The organism is Streptomyces sp. RerS4, assembly GCF_023515955.1.
Lineage (GTDB): Bacteria > Actinomycetota > Actinomycetes > Streptomycetales > Streptomycetaceae > Streptomyces.
This window is the reverse complement of record NZ_CP097322.1, coordinates 5,695,196-5,711,686: the sequence shown is the minus strand read 5'-3', so window position 1 is coordinate 5,711,686 and position 16,491 is coordinate 5,695,196. Positions and strand designations below refer to the sequence as shown.

Genomic DNA, 16,491 nt, shown 5'->3' with positions numbered 1-16,491 from the left:
GGCACGATACGCATGCCGGCCACCACCGCAGACGAGGGGACAGTCCGTGCAGTTCGAGGTCTGGGCACCGCTGACAGGTCGGGTCGCCATGCGACTGAACGACACCGCCTACGAGATGACACCCGATCCGGATCCGGACCGCCAGGGCTGGTGGCGCGTGGAGGCGCCGGCGGGCGACGGCGACCGGTACGGGTTCGTACTGGGCGACGTTCCCGTCGTGCGCCCCGATCCGCGCGGCCGACGGCTGCCGGACGGGCCCGAGGGCCTGTCGGCGGTGGTCGACTTCGAAGCCCTCACGCCCACCGGCCCGGGGCCGCTCACCCCGCTCCAGGACGCCGTGCTGTACGAGCTGCACGTCGGCACCTTCACCCCCGAGGGCACCTTCGACGCCGCCGCCGACCGCCTGGCGCACCTCGTCTCGCTCGGGGTCACGCACGTGGAGCTGATGCCGGTGTGCCCCTTCCCGGGCCGGCACGGTTGGGGCTACGACGGGGTGGCGCCCTGGGCGGTGCACGAGCCGTACGGGGGCCCGGCCGGTCTCGCCCGGTTCGTGGAAGCCGCGCACGCGGCGGGGCTGGGCGTGGTGCTGGACGTCGTCCACAACCACCTCGGCCCCTCCGGCAACCATCTGCCCGCGTTCGGGCCGTACTTCACCGAGACCCACCACACCCCCTGGGGCGCGGCGGTGAACCTGGACGCGCCCGGCTCCGACGAGGTCCGCGCGTACCTGATCGGCAGCGCGCTGGCCTGGCTGCGGGACTACCGCATCGACGGGCTGCGGCTGGACGCGGTGCACGCGCTGGCCGACGGGCGGGCGCTGACGTTCCTGGAGGAGCTGGCGGCGGCCGTGGACGCGTTGGCGGCGGAGAGCGCCCGGCCGCTGTTCCTGATCGCCGAGTCCGACCAGTGCGACCCCCGCCTCACCACGGCCCGTACGGCCGGCGGGCTGGGCCTGCACGCGCAGTGGAACGACGACTTCCACCACGCCCTGCACTGCGCGCTGACCGGCGAATCGCAGGGGTACTACGCCGACTTCGCGCAGGCGCCGCTCGGCGCCCTGGCCAAGACCCTGACGCGGGCCTTCTACCACGACGGCACCTGGTCCTCCTTCCGGGGCCGCTCCCACGGCCGCCCGGTGGACCGCAGGCGCACCCCCGCGCACCGGTTCGTCGGCTACACGCAGACCCACGACCAGGTCGGCAACCGGGCGGTCGGCGACCGGCTCTCCGCCTCCCTCTCCCCCGGCCTGCTGGCCTGCGCGGCGACGGTGGCGCTGACCGGGCCGTTCGTGCCGATGCTGTTCATGGGCGAGGAGTGGGGGGCGCGCACCCCGTGGCAGTACTTCACCGACCATCCCGACCCGGAACTGGCCGAGGCGGTCCGTACGGGCCGGCGGCGGGAGTTCGCGGCGCACGGGTGGAAGCCCGAGGAGATCCCCGACCCGCAGGACCCGGCGACCCGCGACCGCTCCCGCCTGGACTGGTCGGAGCCCGAACGGGAGCCGCACGCCCGGCTGCTGGACTGGTACCGGACGCTGGTGGCGCTGCGCCGTACCCAGCCGGACCTGCGCGACCCGGACCTGGCGGCGGTCCGGGTCGCCCACGACGAGGAGCGCCGCTGGCTGACCTTCCGGCGGGGCGACGTACGCGTGGCGGTGAACCTGTCGTCCGAGCCGGTGACCATCGCGCTGGGCCGCAACGGGGTACGGGTCCTGGCCGCCTGGGAGTCGGTCGAGCGTCCGGACGCGGACGGGCGGATCCACGTGCCGGGCGAGTCGGCGGTGGTCCTCGGCCACTAGCCCGTACGCGTGTCCTACTCCACGACGGCGAGCTCGCGCGGGGCGTTGTTCAGGCGGCGGACGCCGTCCTCGGTGACGGTGACGATGTCCTCGATGCGCACCCCGAAGCGGCCGGGCAGGTAGACGCCGGGCTCGACGGAGAAGCACATGCCGGGGACGAGGGGCCGCTCCTCGCCCTCGACCATGTAGGGCGGTTCGTGGGTGGTGACGCCGATGCCGTGGCCGGTGCGGTGGATGAAGCGGTCGCCGTAGCCGAACTCGGTGATCACCGCGCGGGCGGCGCGGTCCACGTCCTGGCAGCGGGCGCCGGGGCGGACCGCGTCGACCCCGGCCCGCTGGGCCTCGCGGACGATGTCGTGGACGCGCTGTTCCTCGGCGGTGGGTTCGCCGACGTGCACGGTGCGGGAGATGTCGGAGCCGTAGCCGTGCTTGAGGCCGCCGAAGTCGAGGACGACCATGTCGCCGCGGCGGATGACGCGTTCGCCGGCCTCGTGGTGCGGGTCGGCGCCGTTGGGGCCGGAGCCGACGACGGTGAAGTCGACCTGGGAGTGGCCGTGGACGCGCAGCAGTCCGGCGAGGTCGGCGGCGACGTCGCGCTCGCGGCGGTCCGCGAAGGGGACGTGCAGGATCTGCGCGTAGGCGGCGTCGGCCGCGGCGCCGGCGGCCTCCAGTCGGGCGAGTTCCCGCTCGTCCTTGACGGCGCGCAGCATGGGCAGGGCGTCGGTGAGCGGGGTGTAGGTGGTGGTGGGCAACTCCCGTTGCAGGCCCAGGAGGTGCAGCGCCCAGGTGTTGTCGCTGACGCCGAAGCGGCCGGCGACGTCGAGGAGCGGTGCGGTGAGGCCGTACGGGTTCGTCCCGTCGGCCCACTCGCGCAGGGTGAGGGCGGCGGCGCCGACGGCGCGGGCGGCGTCGGGGGCCTCCAGCGCGGGGACGACGAGTACGGGGTCCTGCCCGGCGGCGAGGACGAGCAGGGTGAGGCGTTCGGTCTCGGCGGTGGGCCGGTAGCCGGTGAGGTGGACGAGGTCGGGGCCGGGGGCGATGAGCAGTCCGGCGAGTCCCGCGTCGGCGGCGCTGTCCGCGGCGGCGGCCATGCGGGCGGCGTAGTCGGCGGCGGTGAAGGGGGTGGGTTCGGGGTGCGCGGTCTCAGGAGTCATACGGGGATCCTGCCGCGAGCCGTGCGGCGAGTACCGCGGCCGCGCCGGTCGGCGTACCGGGCGCGAGGAGTTCCGTACGGTGCACCAGGCGCGGGGCGGAGCTGAGCGGTACGGCGACCCCGGCGCCCGCCGCCTCGGCGACCCGGCGCGGCAGCAGGGCGAGGCCGTGGCCGGCGGCCGCGAGCGCGCACAGCGCCAGCAGGTCGGTGCCGTCGTAGCGGACGCCGGCGCGGCCGGCGGTGCGGGGCAGGCCCACGCCGGGGGCGTCGATCCAGCGGGCGTCGAGGAGGTCGTCGAGCCGGACGGCGCTCCGGCCTGCGAAGGGGTGGTCGGTCGGGAGCAGGACGGCCAGCTCCTCCTCGGCGACCCCGGTGACGCTGAGCGGGGCCACGTCGGGCAGGCGCAGCGGGTCGCTGGGGGCGGCGAGCCCGTCGACCAGGCCGAGGTCGCAGTCCCCGGTGGCGACGGCGGCCGGCACCTCGGTCGGGGGCAGGACCCGCAGGGTGACGCCGGTGGCGGGCAGGGCGGCCGGCAGGCGCGGGCCGACGGCGAGCGGGGACGCGGCGAGGGTGAGCCGGCCGGGCGGTGCGGCGGCCAGCCGCAGGACGTCGGCGCGGGCGGCGTCGAGGCGCAGCAGCAGGGGTCCGGCGTGTTCGAGCAGCCGCGCGCCGGCGGGGGTGGGGGCGACGGGGCGGCGGGTGAGGAGTTCGGTGCGCAGGTCGCCTTCGAGTGCGGCGATGTGCTGGGAGACGGCGGACTGGGTGTAGCCGAGTTCCCGGGCGGCGGCGGAGAAGGAGGCGAGGCGGGTGACGGTGACGAAGGTGCGCAGGAGGTGGGGGTCCATGGGTCCAGCATGGCGCACCCCATCAGTGCTGCTTATCGATGGTGCAGGAACAATCGTTGGCGCTGAACGGTGCTCCGGTCGCAGGATGAGGCCATGACCACCACCGCCACCGCGCCCGCCACCCCCCGGACCCGTCCCGTCGCCCGCATCGCCCTCGTCGGCGACCGCTCCCCGCACGTGAAGTCCCACACCCGGATCCCGCTGCTGCTCGAAGCGTTGTCGGAGCGCGACGGGCTGGTCCTGGACGCCTACTGGATCCCCACCACCGACGCCGAGGCCGAAGCCGCCTCCGGGAGCCTGGCCCGGTTCGACGCCGTGTGGGTGCTGCCCGGCAGCCCGTACGCGAGCACGGCCGGGGCGCTCGCCGCGATCCGGGTGGCCCGCGAGGAGGGCATCCCCTTCCTCGGGACCTGCGGCGGCTTCCAGCACACGCTGCTGGAGTACGCCCGTACGGTGTGCGGGCTCACGGACGCGGCCCACGCCGAGGAGGATCCGGGAGCGGCGGACCCGCTGATCGCGCCGCTGACCTGTTCGCTGGTCGGGCACGAGGGGCTGGTGCGCACGGAGCCCGGGTCGCTCGCCGAGTCGGCGCTCGGTGCGGAGCGGTCGATGGAGCGCTACCACTGCGACTACGGGCCGGTGCCCCGCCATCTGCCGGCGCTCACCGCGCAGGGGCTGCGGATGTCGGGCCACGACGAGGAGGGACAGGTACGGATCGCCGAGCTGCCCGGCCACCCCTTCTTCCTGGCGACGCTCTTCCAGCCGGAGCTTGCCGGCGACGGATCGCGGCCGCACCCGGCGATCCGGGCGCTGGCCGAGGCGGCGGTGGCGCGGGCGGCGGGACGGGCGGACGGTGTCACAGCGCGGCCGGCCGCCACGCTGACCGCGAGCCGCTCGGCCGGCTGATCCGCCGTCGCCCGATCGCGGGCCGCACGCGCGTCACGGACGGGCGACGCGAATATCCCGTCGCGGGACCACCGTTTCGATCGGCTATGCTGTGCATGCACGACGAACGGGCGGTCCGCCGCCCGTCGTGGTGGGTGTAGCTCAGCTGGTAGAGCACCTGGTTGTGGTCCAGGTGGCCGCGGGTTCAAGTCCCGTCACTCACCCTTTCGACCCTGCCGGGTACGAGGTCCTCCTCGTACCCGGCAGGGTCTTTTTCGTGTCCGGGCGCGTTTCGGGCCGCGTGTCCGGGCGGGCGGGTCAGCGCCGGCGCAGGAAGGCCTCGACCTCGGTGACGAAGGCCACCGGCGTCTCCTGCGGCGGGTAGTGCCCGGAGCCCGGGATCGTGTGGACGCGGCAGTTCGGGTACCAGGCCTGCCATGTGGCGCGCATCACCTCGGCCGTGAGGGCGAGGTCGTACTCCCCTACGAGGACCAGCACGGGGACGGTGCTGCCCTTCACCGCGGCGGACAGGTCGAGCGGCTGCCAGTCGGCGAGGTAGCCGGCGAAGGCATCGGGACGGGACTCGGCCAGGGACTGTCCGACCATCCGGTCGATCCAGTGGCGACTGGCCCGGTTGCCGGTGACCAGGTCGAGGATGATCCGGCGCTTCTCGGGGTCCTCGGCGGCGCCGTAGAAGAGGGCGCGGGTGGCCTCGTCCATCTCGTAGGGCGCGGCGGGGACGGGGGTCAGGCCGATCAGCTTCTCGATCCGCTCCGGCGCACGGACGAGGACCTGTTGGATCGCCTTGCCGCCCATGGAGTGGCCGAGCAGGGAGAAGGTGTCCCAGCCGAGCTGGTCGGCGAGTTCGAGGACGTCGTCGGCGATCTCGGAGAGGGTGTGGCGGCCGGTGACGTCGCGGCGCTCGCCGTAGCCCCGGTAGTCGAGGAAGGCGTACGAGAACCCCTCGGGGTCCAGGTAGTCCAGCACGGAGCCCCAGTTGGCGGAGGTGGCGAACCAGTCGTGCAGCACGATGACGCGGACGGGTCCGGTGCCGATCCTGCGGTGGGCGATGGCCATGCGTTCTCCCTCGGTGACGGGGGTGGAGAAAACCGACGCCGTACCTACTGCCCGCCGCTCCTACGATCACACTTTGATCGCCGGGTCGGAGACGCCCGGGGCGCCCGTCTTCACGTGACCGGCGAAGCGGCGCAGGAAGGTGGCGTCCACGTCCGAGGTGACCGTGACGTCCTACCAGCGGCCCGTCGCGCGCAGGTCGACCGTGTGGGCGACCGTGGTGCCCGCGTTGACCTTGAAGGTCTGCGGCACACCGCCGTAGGTGTTGCGCACCGTCAGGTTGCCCGGCGCCGTACCGGAGTTGGTCAGGGACAGGACGAGATTGCCGGTGGCGGTGGTGTGGCGGGCCGTGACCTCGGGGCCCGCCTCCTTGGTCGGGCCCTTCCGGGTGCGCAGGAAGCCGTTCGGGCCCCAGACGGTGAGGTTGATCTGGTTTCCGGTGGAGGAGCTGGTGCTCCAGGTGTCCGATAGGGTCTTGCCCGCCTCGACGGTGTAGGGCCGGGGGCCGTCCGTACGGTTGCCGGAAGTGCTGTGGAAGTGGGCGCCGAGCGTCGGTCCGGAGGCGAAGGTCAGGGTGAACGTGCCCGTGGGTCCGCCGTACGGCCCGACGTCGGACGGGGATCGCCGCGCCGTACCCCGGGCCCGCTCGACGGCGGACGAACGGAGCCCTGGGGGGCGGGCCGGGGGATCGGTCGGGGGTGCGAGGACGCCGCGCTCCTGGCCGAGTACCGGCCGGCCGCGCGGGAGGACGGGGTGGCGGAACGGCTGCGGAGCTCCCCGCGCCGGCTCGCGGCCCGTTGAGGCAGGAGGCCCGTACCGACCTGCTGGAGGGGGTCCTGCGCCCGGTGACGCGAAGCCTGTCACCCGCCGAACTGGCGTTGGCCGCAGCAAAGTTGGACCGTCTCGGCGGACGCGGCGCCGAGGAGCTCCGCGCCTGGCCGCGCCCGCCCCTCCTCGCCCGTCTGCCCGCCGCCCACCGCCGTCCGCCGGACACCGCCTAATGTGAGTCCGACGTCAGGGCGGAGAAGGGGAGCGCATGAACGGGCACGAGACGGCCGGAGCCTTCGAACCGTTGGCGGCGGACGATCCGCCGATGGTCTCGGGCTACCGGATCGCCGCCCGGCTCGGCGCGGGCGGCATGGGCAAGGTCTACCTGTCGCACACGCCGGGAGGCCGGCCGGTCGCCATCAAGGTGATCCGGCCGGAGTTCGCCGAGGACGCGGAGTTCCGGCGCCGGTTCCGCCAGGAGGTGCAGTCCGCGCAGCGGGTCCAGGGCCTCTACACCGCCCCCGTCATCGACAGTGACACCGACGGCCCGATCCCCTGGCTGGCCACGGCCTTCGTGCCCGGTCCGACGCTCGCCGCGGCCGTCGCCGAGCACGGCCCGCTCCCGGCCCGGACGATCCTGATGCTCGTCGCCGGGATCGCCGAGGCCCTCCAGGTCATCCACGGCGCGGGCATCGTGCACCGGGACCTCAAGCCGTCCAACGTCCTGCTCGCCGCCGACGGCCCCCGGGTCATCGACTTCGGCATCGCGCGGGCCGCCGACGCCACTTCGCTCACCGCGAGCGGGGTCGCCGTCGGGACGCCCGCGTTCATGGCGCCGGAGCAGGCCGAAGGGGGCGAGATCAGCGGCGCCACGGACGTGTTCGCCCTCGGGCAGGTGGCCGCGTACGCCGCCCTGGGCGCGCCCGCCTACGGCGACGGCCCCTCGCACGGCGTGCTGTACCGCATCGTCCACGAGGAGCCGGACCTGTCGCGGCTTCCCGAGGCGCTGCGGCCGCTCGTCACGCGCTGCCTCGTGAAGAACCCGTCGGGGCGGGCCTCGCTGACCGAGATCCTCGACCTGTGCCGGACCGCCGCCGACCAGACGCAGCTGCGCCGGCCCGAGGACTGGCTGCCGGAGGGGGTCGCGGCGGGCATCGCGAAGCGCCCGCAGACGCCGGCGCCGATTCCGACCGTCGTGGTCCCGAACGCCACCCCGCTCCCGCCCACGCGGACCGCCACCCCGCCGCCCCACCAGGCCTACGCTCCTCCGCCGGCGTACGGGCCGACGTACCCGGGTCCGTCGCCCCACGCGGGTCCGCCGCCCTACGCGGGTCCGCCGCCCCACGCCGCCCCGCCCGCGTACGTCACCCAGCCGACCTACGCCGCCCCGCAGCCCGCCCCGGCGGGGCCGGCGCCGATGATCGTGATCCCGCGGCCGCCGGGCAGCAACCGGACCGCGGTCGCCCTGATCTGGATCTTCGCGGTCCTGTTCTTCCTCGTCGTGGGCTGCGCGGCCGTCCTCGGCGCCGTCGGGAACGACACCACCCGCGGCGGCGCGGGCTCCACGCCCGACGCCACGTCCACCGCCCCGCGGCCCGACCCGAAGCCCGTCGAGTACAAGGGCCTCAACCTCGCCGACGACTATCAGCTGAACTTCGCCGACGACACGCTGACGCCCCGCGAGGACAGCGGCGACCTGAGCTACCGGTGCTCCTCCGGAATCTGCCACTTCGGCGCGTCGGGCTCGAAGCTCGCCCGCCTCGACAGCGGCACCGAGGGGTCGCTCCAGGTCTGTCGGCAGGAGACGCGGTTCACCGGCGAGATCCCCGTCGCCGCGCTCTCCAAGGGGGACGCCATGTGCCTGCGGACCTCCGAGGGAACCATCGCCCTGATCGTGTACCGGGGCTCCTCACCCAAGAACGACCCGAGCACCTACGCGACCCTCGACGTGACGGTCTGGCGCGCCGCGGCCCGGAAGGACTGAACGGGCCGAGCGGGCCCAGCCGCCGTAGGGCGTAGCGCCCATGCTCTACTCAGCGTTCTCGTACGTGATCTGAGCATCCGTACTCAGGACCCGGCGGCCCGGTGGTCGTCATGGTGAGGGCATGCTCATTCAGTCGCGCGATCCACAGCCGCGGGTCGGGATAACCGCCGTCGGCAGCCTGTTGCCCGAGGACGTCCGCTCCTCCGAGGACCTCCAGCGGGAGGTGGGCCGGCGCAGTGGTCTGAGCCTGCCGCCGAGGCTGCTGAGGCAGGCCACGGGGATCGTCTCGCGTCGGGTGGCGGCGCCGGGGGTGTACGCCTCCACGCTGGCCGTCGGCGCGGCCCGGCGGGCCCTGGACGCGGCGGGGCTCGACCCGCTCGACGTGGACCTGCTGGTGTTCGCGTCCGCGTCCCGGGACATGGTCGAGCCGGCCACCGCGCACATCGTGCAGGCGGAGTTGGGCTCGCGGGCGCACGCCGTCGACGTCACCAACGCCTGCAACAGCTTCGTCAACGGCATCGACCTCGCCCGGAGCATGGTCCTGGCCGGGCGGGCGCGGCGGGCGCTGGTGGTCACCGGGGAGACTCCGAGTCGGGCGGTGCGCACCGATCCGGCGGACCTCGCGGAGTTCCGCGCCGGGTTCGCGGGCTACACGTTCGGGGACGCGGGCGCGGCCGTCGTCGTGGAGGCGGTGGGGCGCGGCGGGATCCTGGACGTGGACAGCGAGACGCGTTCGGAGCACTGGGAGGTCGGGGGGATCCCGGGCGGCGGGTCACGGCACCCGCGCGGGGACGCGTACACGTACTTCCGCGGTGACGGGCACGAACTGCGCGGGGTGTTCGAGAAGGTGGGGACGGCGGTCATCGACCGGACGCTGCACCGGACGGGCATGGACTGGGACGGCTTCGCGAAGGTGCTGGTGCACCAGGTGACGGTGCCGTACCTGGAGCGGTTCGCGGAACTGACGGGGGTGCCGGCGGGGAAGTTGGTGGTGACGGTGCCGGAGCTCGGCAATGTGGCGAGCGCGAGCATCGGGGTGCAGTTGGACCGGATCTTCGGCGAACTGGCCGCCGGCGACCGGGTGTTGTTCGTGGGACTGGGTGGCGGGATCAGCATCATGACGATGGTCTGGGAGAAGTCGTGAGCGGGAGCGCGCCGATGTGGGTGGTGGTGCCCGCGCACGACGAGGAGGCCCGGCTGGCGGGGACGTTGGCGGCGCTCGCGGCCCAACGCGACCGCGATTTCACGCTGTTGGTCGTCGACAACGCCTCGGCGGACCGCACGGCGGCGATCGCCCGCGAGTTCGCGGCGCGGGCGCCGTTCCCGGTGGAGGTGATCGAGGAGCCCGAGAAGGGGGTCGGGTCCGCGGTGGACACCGGTTTCCGGTACGCGATCGAACGGGGCGCGGTGCTGCTGGCCCGTACGGACGCGGACTGCCTGCCGGGGCCCGGTTGGGCGGGTGCGGCGCGGGCCGCGCTGACGGTGCGCGGGGGGCTGGTGTGCGGGCGGATCACGGCCCGGCGCGACGAGCACGGGCCGCTGGGGCGGGCCGCGTTCGCGGGGCTGGTGGCGTTGGCGGCGCTGTTCGGGCGGCTGCGGCCGCTGCACGCGCGGCGGCACGGCTACCGCGCCCCGTACCGGATGCACGCGGGGAACAACATGGCGATCACCGCGGACCTGTATCTCGCCGTGGGCGGGATGCCGCGGCGCCCCTCGCCGACGGACCGGCTGTTCCTGAACGCCGTACGCCGTCACACCGACCGGATCAGCCGCTGCCGGGGCATGGTCGTGGAGAACTCCACGCGGCGCCTGCGGGCCTACGGGATCACCGGGACGGCCCGCTGGTACCTGGACCAGGGCAGCGGTGCGCGCGGAACGGACCCCCGCTGATGCTGGATCGACTCGATCACGCGCTGCGCGCCCGCCCGGAGCGCCCGGCCGTGCTGACGGCCTCCCGCTCGGGGGCGACCCGGGTACGGGCCACGCGGGGTGAACTCGCCGAGCTCTCCGACGCGTACGCCGCCGCCCTGCACGCGCGCGGGCTGCGCGCCGGTGACACCGTCGGGGTGGCGGTGCGGCCGGGGCCGCGCGCGCTGGCGGTGCTGCTGGCGCTGTGGCGGCTGGGGCTGCGCGGGGCCGTCCTGGACCCGGGGCGGGGGCCGAGGTGCTGCGGGCCCGGCTGGCGTTGGCGCGCCCGCGCTGGTGTTGGCCGACGCGGCCGCGCAGGCGGTGGCGGGGTGGGCGCGGCCGCTGGCCCGGCGGGGTGGGCTGGAGCTGCCGGAGCTGGCGGGGCTGGGGCCCGTGGCGACGGTCGGGCCCCGGCTGCCGGGGTGCGCGCCGGGGTTGGGGGCGGGGGCTTGGCGGGCGGGGGCTTCGCGGGTGCCCGCGTATGCGGGGTCGGGGGAAGCGGACGCGGTGATCGTGTTCACCTCCGGGACGACGTCTCGGCCCCGGGCGGTGGTCCACACCCGGGCGGGGTTGGCCGCCGGGATGGAGACGGTGGCCTCGCTGTTCGACGACGGGGGCGGGGCGGGCGTCGGCGGTGCGGGCGTCGGCGGTGCGGAACCCGTGCTGGGCGGGACGTTCTTCGTGCTCGTGCCCGCGCTGACGCGCGGGGCGCCCGTCGCGCTGCCGGCTCGTTCCCCCCGGGTGCTGGCCCGGCAGTTGGCGCGGCTGCGGCCGAGGGACACGTATCTGACGCCGCCGCAGCTGCGGGACGCGCTGGGCGCGGGGGCCCGGTTCGGGGGTCGGGTGTGGACCGGTTCGGCGCCGGCGAGCGCCGCGCTGCTCGGGCGGGTGCGGGCGGCGGGGGCGGAGCAGGCGTGGGGGGTGTACGCGCTGACCGAGCTGTTCCCGGCGGCGGCGGTGGAGTCCCGGGAGAAGGCCGCCTTCGACGGCGCGGGGGACCTGGTCGGCGCTCCGCTGCCCGGGGTGCGCGCCGTCCCGGACGCGGACGGGCAGCTGCTGCTGGCCGGGCCCGCCGCCCGGGACCGCTACCTCGGGGAGGAACCCGATCCGTGGGTGCGTACGGGCGACCGGGCCCGGCTGGACGGCGCGGGCCGGATCGTGCTGGAGGGCCGCTGCAAGGACATGGTGCTGCGGCGGGCGGAGAACATCTACCCGGGCCTGTACGAGCCGGGGTTGCAGGTGCCGGGGGTGGAGCTGGGGGTGCTCGTCGGGGTTCCGGCGGGCGACGGCGACGAACGGCTCGTGGCGGTGGTCCAGCCGCGGCCCGGTGTCCCCGAACCGGCCCTGCGCGCCGCGCTGTCGGAGCCGCTGCGCCGGATGGGCGCGGCCCGGCCCGACGCGCTGCTGTTCGCCCGGATCCCGCTGTCGGGGCGCTCGCGCAAACCCGACCGGGCGGCGGTGTCGGCCCTCGCCGCCCGGCGCCTGACGGCCGGGCGGGCGGGAGGCCGGGCATGAGCCGGCCGGGCACCCGTACCCGCACACCGAACACCGTCTTCAGAGAGGTCCAGGTCCGATGACCACCACCAGCCCCACCCCCACCCCCCACGCCACGGCGCGGCGCCGGGACCGCAGGGTCTACCTGCGCAGCCATCCGTTGCTGTTCGCGCTGCTCGGCGCCACCCGGGGCCGTCCGGTGCGGCGGCTCGGCCGGACGGTGCTGGTGCACGACGCGGACGCGTACCGGGAGGCGCTGACCCGGCTGCCGTTGGACCGGGCGGCGGCCGGCACCACGGGCGGGGCCGCGCGGGAGGCGCTGCGCGGGGACGGGGGTGTGCTGTTCGACCAGGAGGGCGGCGGGCACCGCGCCGACCGGCGGGCGCTCGCGGAGCGGCTCGGCACGGCCGGGGTGGAGGAACTCCGCGCGGTGTGGCGGCCGTTGCTGGTACGGGAACTGGCGCCGCTGGCCCGGGGCGGGGAGGTGGACGTGGTCGCGCTGGCCCGGGGGTTGGCGGGGGCGGTGGTGTGCGCCCTGCTGGACGTGGAGGTCGACGCGCGGGAGCTGGCCGGCGCCGCGGCCGATGCCGCCGCCGCGTCCGTACGGGGCCACCTGCCGGGTCCGCGCCGGCCGGGCGCGCGGGCCGAGGCGGAGCGGGCGGCGGCGCGGCTGCGCGGGCTGCTGGGTTCCGGCGGGGATGCGGATGCGGATGCGCTGTCCGCGATGGTGGCGGTGGCGGCGGTGAACACCACGGTGGCGGCGGTGCCCCGGGCGGTCGCCTGGTGCGCGGACGCCGGGCTGTGGGGCAGGCGGCCGACGCCGCGGTGCGGCCCCGGCTGGTGGAGGAGCTGCTGCGGGTAACGGCGGCCTCGCCGGTGCTGCCCCGGGTGGCGGCCGGGGCGGGGTCGGTCGGGGTGCCCGGTGCGGGGCGGGGACCGGCTGGTGCTGGTGGCCCGGCACGCGGCCCTGGCACACCGGCGCGACCCCGACGGGCGCGATCCCGTCGGGTCGGGTGTGGCGCGGCTGGTGTTCGGGGCGGGGCCGCACGTGTGCCCGGGGCGCGGTTGGCGGCCGTACTGCTGGGCGACGTCCTGGAGGCGCTGGCGCCGCACCGGCCGGTGGTGGGGCGGGCGCGGGTGGACCGGCGGCGGCGCTGCCGGGGTGGCGGCGGCTGACGGTGCGGGGGGGCGGCCGGATGACGCCGCGGATCGCGGTGACGGGGGCGAGCGGCTTCTGCGGCGGTGCGGTGGCCCGGACCGCCGCCGCGCGGGGGGCCTCGGTGGTGGGCCTGGGGCGGCGGCCGGGTCCGGTCGGGGAGCACCGGTTCTGGGACGCCGCGTGTGCCGAGCCGGATCTGACGGGCGTCGACGTGGTGGTGCACTGCGCGGCGGCCGTGGGCGATCCGGCGCCGGGCTCGCGGGCGGAGGCGGCCATGCGCGCGGTCAACGTGGACGGGGGCGCCCGGCTGTTGCGGGCGGCGGCGGGGCGGCCGGTGGTGTGGGTGAGCAGCGCCAGCGTGTACGACCCGCGACCCGGGCGGGAGCGGGTCACGGAGGATCATCCGCGGACGGGGCAGCTCAACGCGTACGGCCGTACGAAGGCGGCGGGCGAGGCGTTGGCGCTGGCCGCGGGGGCCGTGGTGCTGCGCCCCCGGGCGGTCTACGGGCCGGGCGACACCCAGTTGCTGCCCCGGCTGCTCTCCCGGGTCCGGGCGGGGACCCTGCTGCTGCCGGGCCCGGACGTGCGTCTGAGCCTGACGGCGGTGGAGAACCTCGCGGACGCCTGCCTGGCGGCGGCCGGCTGGCCGCCGGGCGCGTACAACATCGCGGACGCCGCCCCCTACCACCGGGACGCGGCCGTCGCCTCGGTGCTCCGCGCGCACGGGGTGCGGGCCCGGATCCGGCACCTGCCGCTCCCGGTGGCCCGTACGGCGGCCCGCATGGCGGAATCGGCGTCCCGCCTCACCACCACCGAGCCGCCCCTGAGCCGCTACGCCGTGGACCAACTCGCCCACCCGGTCGTCCTGGACCTCGCCCGAGCCCACGACCGGGGCTGGACCCCGTCCCACACCCTGGCCGACTACCTCGCAGCGCTCACTTCTCGTCCGGCACCAACCGCAGCGAGATCGAGTTGATGCAGTACCGCTGGTCGGTGGGGGTGGGGTAGCCCTCGCCCTCGAAGACGTGGCCGAGGTGGGAGCCGCAGGTGGCGCAGCGGACCTCGGTGCGGACCATGCCGTGGGAGGTGTCCGCTATCAGCTCGACGGCGTCGCTGTCCTTCGGGTCGTAGAAGGACGGCCAGCCGCAGTGCGACTCGAACTTCTCCGTGGAACGGAACAGCTCGGCGCCGCAGCCGCGACAGGAGTAGACGCCCTCCGTCTTGGTGTCGGTGTACTCACCCCGGAAGGCCGGCTCGGTGCCCGCGAGGCGCAGCACCTGGTACTCGGACGGGGTCAGCTCGGCCTGCCACTGCTCGTCCGTCTTCTGGACCTCGTACGCCATGACGTTCGCGCTCCCTCAGTTCGACAGCCGGGCGAGGATCTGCGGTCCCAGATCCGTGACGTCGCCCGCGCCCATGGTGAGAACGAGGTCACCGGGCTTGGCCATTCCCGCGATCACGTCGGCGACCTCGCCCTTGTCGTGTTCGGCGGTGACGTCGGCGCCGGCGGCGCGGGCGGCGGTGATGATCAGCTCGCTGGTGACGCCGGGGAGCGGGTCCTCGCGGGCCGGGTAGATGTCGAGGACGACGGAGGCGTCGGCGAGGGCGAGGGACTGGCCCATCTCCTTGCCGAGTTCCTGGGTGCGGGAGAAGAGGTGGGGCTGGAAGACGACCAGGATGCGGGAGTCGCCGGCGGCGCCGCGGATGGCCTCCAGGTCGGCGGTCATCTCCGTCGGGTGGTGCGCGTAGGAGTCGATGACCTGGACGCCGGCGGCCTCGCCCTTGAGCTGGAGGCGGCGCTTGACGCCGGTGTACTTGCCGAGGGCGGAGGCCAGGTTGTGCGCCGGGATGCCGAGGGCGACGCCGGCGGCGAGGGCGGCGACGGCGTTGTGCGCGTAGTGGCGGCCGGGCACGGAGACGGTGAAGGTGAGCATCCGGCCGTCGAGGAGGACGGTGACCTCGCTGGTCAGACCGCGCGGGGTGATCTTCGTGATGCGGATGTCGGCGTCGGCTTCCTCGCCGTAGGTGACGACGGTGAGGCCGTCGCGCGCGGCGACGCGGCGGGCGATCTCGGCGGCGCCCTCCTGCCCGTGGGCGACGACGAGGGTGCCGCCGGGGACGATCTTGCCGACGAAGGTCTCGAAGGACGCGTAGATCTCGTCCATCGACGCGTAGTTCGCGTGGTGGTCGAGCTCCGCGTTGAGGATGATCGCGACCTGCGGGGTGTACTTGTGGAAGCTGCGGTCGCTCTCGTCGGCCTCGGCGACGAAGATGTCGCCCTCGCCGTGGTGGGCGTTGGAGCCGGGGGCGTCGAGGTCGCCGCCGATGGCGTACGAGGGGTCGAGGCCGAGCGCGGAGAGGGAGACCGCCAGCATCGAGGTGGTGGTGGTCTTGCCGTGGGTGCCGGCGACGGCGATCGGGCGCAGGCCGTCCATCAGGGCGGCGAGGGCGTCGGAGCGGTGCACGACGGGGATGCCCAGCTCGGCGGCGCGGGCCAGCTCGGGGTTGTCGGCGCGGATGGCGCTGGAGACGACCACACAGGTGGAGTCGGCGGCGAGGTGGTCGGCGGCGTGCCCGAGGTGGACCGTGGCGCCGTGGGCGCGCAGCGCCCCGGCGGTCTCGGAGTCCCGGGAGTCGCTGCCGGCCACCTTCGCGCCGCGCTGGGCGAGGATCTTCGCGATGCCGGACATGCCGGCGCCGCCGATGCCGATGAAGTGGGGCCGTTCCATCGCGGTCGGCAGGCCGGGCTTCATTCAGGTCGCTCCAGGATCGTGTGCGTACGTCGTGTGCGGCCGTGCCCGCCTCGTGCGGTGGGTCGTGCCGACGCCCAGCCTATTCGTTGTGGGCGAAGAGCTTGAGCACCGGAACCCCCACCTTGTGCCGTGCCCGGGACGCCCAGTCGCGGTGGAAGAACTCCTCCACGAAGTGGGGGGCGGTCAGGACGATCACCTCGTCGGCCCCGGTTTCGTCGACAACGGCCTTGAGCTTGTCGAGGGGATGGTCCTCGACGAGGTGACCGACGGCGGTGGCGCCCTTCCTGCGCAGGGCGGCCAGGGAGTGTTCGAGGGCCTGCGCGGCCGGGCCCCGGGCGGCGTCGCCCTCGGGCACGTCGGCCTCGCGAAGGGCTTCGGGGAGCTCACCGAGCGCTACGTCGTCGATGGCGCGGAGCAGTCGGTCCTGGTCGCCCCGGGGTTGCATGAGGACGACGAACGCCACCTGGTCGTCTCCGTGCAGGGTGGTGACGAAGTCCACGTCCACCGTGGTCAGCGGCTGCTCGATCATCAATACGCTCGTGAACACGGACGCCCTCTCCTTCGTGCGCCGGAGCCGGTCGGCCGGCCCCGCGGAAACCATCCTGCCCCGCTGTGGCGCGGAGCCTGCGCAGATATGTGTGCCCAGGTATGTGCCCACCGGAAGCTAAGC

The 16,491-nt window shown here is 75.2% G+C and carries 16 protein-coding genes, 1 tRNA gene and 1 pseudogene; 11 read left to right on the top strand and 7 right to left on the bottom strand.

Features of this window, described 5'->3' with window-relative positions:
* Positions 1-46: 46 nt before the first annotated feature.
* Positions 47-1,798 (top strand): malto-oligosyltrehalose trehalohydrolase, encoded by a 1,752-nt coding sequence (gene treZ, locus M4D82_RS26385; RefSeq protein ID WP_283844513.1) that lies wholly within the window; start codon positions 47-49, stop codon positions 1,796-1,798.
* A gap of 14 nt (positions 1,799-1,812) precedes the next feature.
* Here the strand turns inward: treZ and M4D82_RS26380 are convergent, their stop codons facing one another.
* Both M4D82_RS26380 and M4D82_RS26375 read right to left on the bottom strand, forming a co-directional pair.
* Positions 1,813-2,952 (bottom strand): M24 family metallopeptidase, encoded by a 1,140-nt coding sequence (locus M4D82_RS26380; protein ID WP_249768414.1) that lies wholly within the window; start codon positions 2,950-2,952, stop codon positions 1,813-1,815.
* On the bottom strand, positions 2,942-3,796 hold the full coding sequence (locus M4D82_RS26375) for a LysR family transcriptional regulator (protein ID WP_249768413.1): 855 nt from the start codon (positions 3,794-3,796) through the stop codon (positions 2,942-2,944). The genes M4D82_RS26380 and M4D82_RS26375 overlap by 11 nt, the downstream gene beginning before the upstream one ends.
* Before the next feature lie 93 nt (positions 3,797-3,889).
* On the opposite strand from M4D82_RS26375, the gene M4D82_RS26370 reads away from it, so the two are divergent.
* Positions 3,890-4,702 (top strand): CTP synthase C-terminal region-related (seleno)protein, encoded by an 813-nt coding sequence (locus M4D82_RS26370; protein WP_249768412.1) that lies wholly within the window; start codon positions 3,890-3,892, stop codon positions 4,700-4,702.
* A gap of 130 nt (positions 4,703-4,832) precedes the next feature.
* Positions 4,833-4,905, top strand: a tRNA-His gene (locus M4D82_RS26365).
* 94 nt (positions 4,906-4,999) lie between these two features.
* On the opposite strand, the gene M4D82_RS26360 is transcribed toward M4D82_RS26365, so the two are convergent.
* A complete protein-coding gene (locus M4D82_RS26360; protein WP_249768411.1) occupies positions 5,000-5,758 on the bottom strand; it encodes an alpha/beta fold hydrolase in 759 nt (252 codons plus the stop codon).
* Between the two features lie 171 nt (positions 5,759-5,929).
* A complete protein-coding gene (locus M4D82_RS34655) occupies positions 5,930-6,619 on the bottom strand; it encodes a phospholipase domain-containing protein (RefSeq protein ID WP_502989004.1) in 690 nt (229 codons plus the stop codon).
* A 172-nt stretch (positions 6,620-6,791) separates the two neighbouring features.
* On the opposite strand from M4D82_RS34655, the gene M4D82_RS26350 reads away from it, so the two are divergent.
* The 8 genes and pseudogenes from M4D82_RS26350 (at position 6,792) to M4D82_RS26320 (ending at position 14,044) form a co-directional block, all read left to right on the top strand.
* Positions 6,792-8,507, top strand: a complete 1,716-nt coding sequence (locus M4D82_RS26350) for a serine/threonine-protein kinase (RefSeq protein WP_249768410.1) — start codon at positions 6,792-6,794, stop codon at positions 8,505-8,507.
* A gap of 121 nt (positions 8,508-8,628) precedes the next feature.
* The gene (locus M4D82_RS26345; protein ID WP_249768409.1) at positions 8,629-9,651 is read left to right on the top strand and encodes a 3-oxoacyl-ACP synthase III family protein; all 1,023 of its coding nucleotides are present in this window, start codon (positions 8,629-8,631) and stop codon (positions 9,649-9,651) included.
* Complete coding sequence (locus M4D82_RS26340; protein WP_249768408.1) at positions 9,648-10,397, top strand: glycosyltransferase family 2 protein; 750 nt, start codon at positions 9,648-9,650, stop codon at positions 10,395-10,397. The genes M4D82_RS26345 and M4D82_RS26340 overlap by 4 nt, the downstream gene beginning before the upstream one ends.
* Positions 10,397-10,603 (top strand): annotated as a pseudogene (locus tag M4D82_RS26335) (long-chain fatty acid--CoA ligase); the annotation flags it as partial. The gene M4D82_RS26340 and the pseudogene M4D82_RS26335, both read left to right, overlap by 1 nt.
* A 319-nt stretch (positions 10,604-10,922) precedes the next feature.
* Positions 10,923-11,930, top strand: a complete 1,008-nt coding sequence (locus M4D82_RS26330; protein ID WP_249768407.1) for an AMP-binding protein — start codon at positions 10,923-10,925, stop codon at positions 11,928-11,930.
* A 58-nt stretch (positions 11,931-11,988) separates the two neighbouring features.
* Positions 11,989-12,771, top strand: coding sequence for a cytochrome P450 family protein (locus M4D82_RS26325; RefSeq protein ID WP_249768406.1), 783 nt, complete (start codon positions 11,989-11,991; stop codon positions 12,769-12,771).
* Between the two features lie 188 nt (positions 12,772-12,959).
* Entirely contained in the window at positions 12,960-13,085 is a 126-nt protein-coding gene (locus tag M4D82_RS34135) for a hypothetical protein (protein WP_283844512.1), read from the top strand.
* Between the two features lie 20 nt (positions 13,086-13,105).
* Entirely contained in the window at positions 13,106-14,044 is a 939-nt protein-coding gene (locus M4D82_RS26320; protein WP_249768405.1) for an NAD-dependent epimerase/dehydratase family protein, read from the top strand.
* On the opposite strand, the gene msrB is transcribed toward M4D82_RS26320, so the two are convergent.
* From msrB to M4D82_RS26305, 3 genes are all read right to left on the bottom strand, one after another.
* Positions 14,004-14,411: a peptide-methionine (R)-S-oxide reductase MsrB gene (gene msrB / locus M4D82_RS26315; protein WP_249768404.1), complete on the bottom strand. Its 408-nt coding sequence runs from the start codon at positions 14,409-14,411 to the stop codon at positions 14,004-14,006. The two genes, M4D82_RS26320 and msrB, sit on opposite strands and share 41 nt — an antisense overlap.
* 15 nt (positions 14,412-14,426) lie before the next feature.
* On the bottom strand, positions 14,427-15,821 hold the full coding sequence (gene murC, locus M4D82_RS26310; protein WP_249768403.1) for a UDP-N-acetylmuramate--L-alanine ligase: 1,395 nt from the start codon (positions 15,819-15,821) through the stop codon (positions 14,427-14,429).
* A gap of 79 nt (positions 15,822-15,900) precedes the next feature.
* On the bottom strand, positions 15,901-16,368 hold the full coding sequence (locus M4D82_RS26305) for an indole-3-glycerol phosphate synthase (RefSeq protein ID WP_249768402.1): 468 nt from the start codon (positions 16,366-16,368) through the stop codon (positions 15,901-15,903).
* Positions 16,369-16,491: the final 123 nt, after the last annotated feature.

Coding starts and splice junctions, on each gene's coding strand:
- M4D82_RS26380 (WP_249768414.1), bottom strand. CDS start 2,952: ATGACTCCTGAGACCGCGCACCCCGAACCCACCCCCTTCACCGCCGCC.
- M4D82_RS26375 (WP_249768413.1), bottom strand. CDS start 3,796: ATGGACCCCCACCTCCTGCGCACCTTCGTCACCGTCACCCGCCTCGCC.
- M4D82_RS26370 (WP_249768412.1), top strand. CDS start 3,890: ATGACCACCACCGCCACCGCGCCCGCCACCCCCCGGACCCGTCCCGTC.
- M4D82_RS26360 (WP_249768411.1), bottom strand. CDS start 5,758: ATGGCCATCGCCCACCGCAGGATCGGCACCGGACCCGTCCGCGTCATC.
- M4D82_RS26350 (WP_249768410.1), top strand. CDS start 6,792: ATGAACGGGCACGAGACGGCCGGAGCCTTCGAACCGTTGGCGGCGGAC.
- M4D82_RS26345 (WP_249768409.1), top strand. CDS start 8,629: ATGCTCATTCAGTCGCGCGATCCACAGCCGCGGGTCGGGATAACCGCC.
- M4D82_RS26325 (WP_249768406.1), top strand. CDS start 11,989: ATGACCACCACCAGCCCCACCCCCACCCCCCACGCCACGGCGCGGCGC.
- M4D82_RS26320 (WP_249768405.1), top strand. CDS start 13,106: ATGACGCCGCGGATCGCGGTGACGGGGGCGAGCGGCTTCTGCGGCGGT.
- msrB (WP_249768404.1), bottom strand. CDS start 14,411: ATGGCGTACGAGGTCCAGAAGACGGACGAGCAGTGGCAGGCCGAGCTG.
- murC (WP_249768403.1), bottom strand. CDS start 15,821: ATGAAGCCCGGCCTGCCGACCGCGATGGAACGGCCCCACTTCATCGGC.